The sequence below is a fragment of the Candidatus Bandiella numerosa genome, assembly GCF_021811875.1.
GTDB lineage: Bacteria > Pseudomonadota > Alphaproteobacteria > Rickettsiales > Midichloriaceae > Aquirickettsia > Aquirickettsia numerosa_A.
Genome location: NZ_JAJBJD010000170.1, coordinates 1 through 2,105, shown reverse-complemented (window position 1 = coordinate 2,105; position 2,105 = coordinate 1). Strand labels below are relative to the sequence as shown.

Annotated in this window: 2 protein-coding genes; one reads left to right on the top strand and one right to left on the bottom strand. The window is 34.2% G+C overall.

The window, feature by feature from the left end:
* The first annotated feature begins 203 nt into the window (after positions 1-203).
* Entirely contained in the window at positions 204-701 is a 498-nt protein-coding gene (locus L8D11_RS05070) for a DDE-type integrase/transposase/recombinase (protein WP_410519507.1), read from the top strand.
* Positions 702-872: 171 nt separating this feature from the next.
* Here the strand turns inward: L8D11_RS05070 and L8D11_RS05065 are convergent, their stop codons facing one another.
* Positions 873-1,907 (bottom strand): FkbM family methyltransferase, encoded by a 1,035-nt coding sequence (locus L8D11_RS05065; RefSeq protein ID WP_236870583.1) that lies wholly within the window; start codon positions 1,905-1,907, stop codon positions 873-875.
* Positions 1,908-2,105: the final 198 nt, after the last annotated feature.

Below are 2,105 nucleotides of genomic sequence, written 5' to 3'. Positions count from 1 at the left end.
TCTTGAATTCCTATTATTCTATCAGCTTTTATACCAAACTTATCGTTCTTCTTTATATGAATCTAATTTTTTAAATCCATTTATTGCATATCTTCCTTGCTTTGCATTTATGCAACGGCCTTTATAAAGAGATAGAAGAAATAGGTGGATTAAGGGGTCTGAACATAGATCACGCTACTCTGCAAAGATGGGTGATAAAGTTTATGCCAATACTTGAAGGAGGATTTAGAAAAAGAAAAAAGCCAGTCAATGGTAGCTGGAGAATGGGCGAGACCTATATCAAGGTTAAAGGTAGATGGGTCTATTTGTATAGAGCAGTTGATAAATACGGAGATACAATAGATTTTATGCTAAGAGCAAAAAGAGATAAAAGGGCTGCTAAAGCGTTTTTCAAGCAGGCTGTTAATCTTATTGAAGAGATGAAAGCTGAGTACTTACTAGCCGACAGAGGGTGCGATGCTAATTACATAATTGACCATGCCCAAAAATTGGGCATGAGAGTTGTTATTCCTCCTAAAAAGAACAGAATCACCCAGAGAAAATACGATAAAGATTTATATAAAACAAGGCATATTGTAGAAAACACCTTTCTTCATCTTAAAAGATGTAGGGGAATTGCAACCAGATATGCTAAAAATTCAGCTTCTTTTCTTGCCGCAATTCAGATTAGATGTTTATCTCTTTGGCTTAAAATCTCATGATGAGACTATCTAACTTGACATCGCCCTTCAAAGCTAACTCCTCACGAAGTTAGCCTTGCCTGAATTTATAGACCGCTTTACATCAGCGATAAGGGACTTAACCTTTACTTCTAAAGCATGCCGATCCACATTGACTTAGATTCAATATTACAAATCGTTCGTTTATGCTCTTTATAAATCCCCTGTTTCTGTAAAAGTTATTTCTTGGGATAAATTGAAAGAGGAAAATCCAAAGCTATCCTGGATATTTGTATTATTATCAAAACTCAATACATCATGATCTCTACAATTACTGCAAATAGACAAAATTGAGTCCACAACGTTAAGATCTCGCAGTAAAATGTACTCGCCTTTGTCTCCTTTATTTAATAAATGTTCGATATCTATTAATTTTAGAGTTTCATTAGTTAATTTCAGATCAAGATCTGCATAGTTAACATCAAGTTGAAGGAGTTTAAAGTCCTCGTTTTTTAAAAATTGTACGCAAAAAGAAATATCTTGCTCAGTAGAGAGTTTTTTTATAGATGTTGGCTCCCATTCCATAAAAATGATAATATCCGGAAATTGGGGAATGCTCTTTACAGCGCCTTGAAGCATTCTGCACTCTGAACCTTCAATATCTGCCCTAAGAAAATTTAAAGTTTTATTTGCATGATTAGACATTATATCGTCTACTGACATGGTATAAGACTGATAAGAAATGACGCCAAAGTAAGCAAAAATACTTTTGATGGCGGTGAACAAGTTAATTGCGCCATAAGTATAATACTCAATATCGTCATTGGTTAAAACTTTGCCAACATAAGTACTTGCGCCACCATCAAACAATATCTCTTTTCCTGACACATCTGATATCGCGAAGTTATAAAAATAAAGAGAGTGAGACTCTAATCCATTTAACCAAGCACTAAGCTTTGCATACTCGTGTATCAAAGGGTTTGCCTCGTATGCATGCACTTCACCAAACTCTCCAGCAGAAAAGGCCATAGAAATGGCTAGATGACCATAATTTGTACCTAGGTCAAGGCAAAAAAAGCCTTTTTGCACAATATTACTTATGATAGATTCTATAATTGGCTCAATTGTTCCATTCTCTATAATTTCCACACCTGCACCTTCTTTAGGCACTAAAGCTAATTTTAGACCATGAGTATATTGGCTTTTATAAACTTGTATTGGGTGATCAAAACTGATTTGTGTTGTCATATATTAGTTTTATAATTTTATATAGTTGCTAAGCGTATCATAAAATCAATTAAAGTCAAATTTTGTCATCGTTGAAAGACCATTGCATAATAGGCAGAAAGAAACATATATGATAGAATGAAAAGATAAGTACATACGAAAGAGGAGGCAAAATGTCATTTTTAGTAAGAGAAGCAGAAGAACGTATAGAGAAGAGTA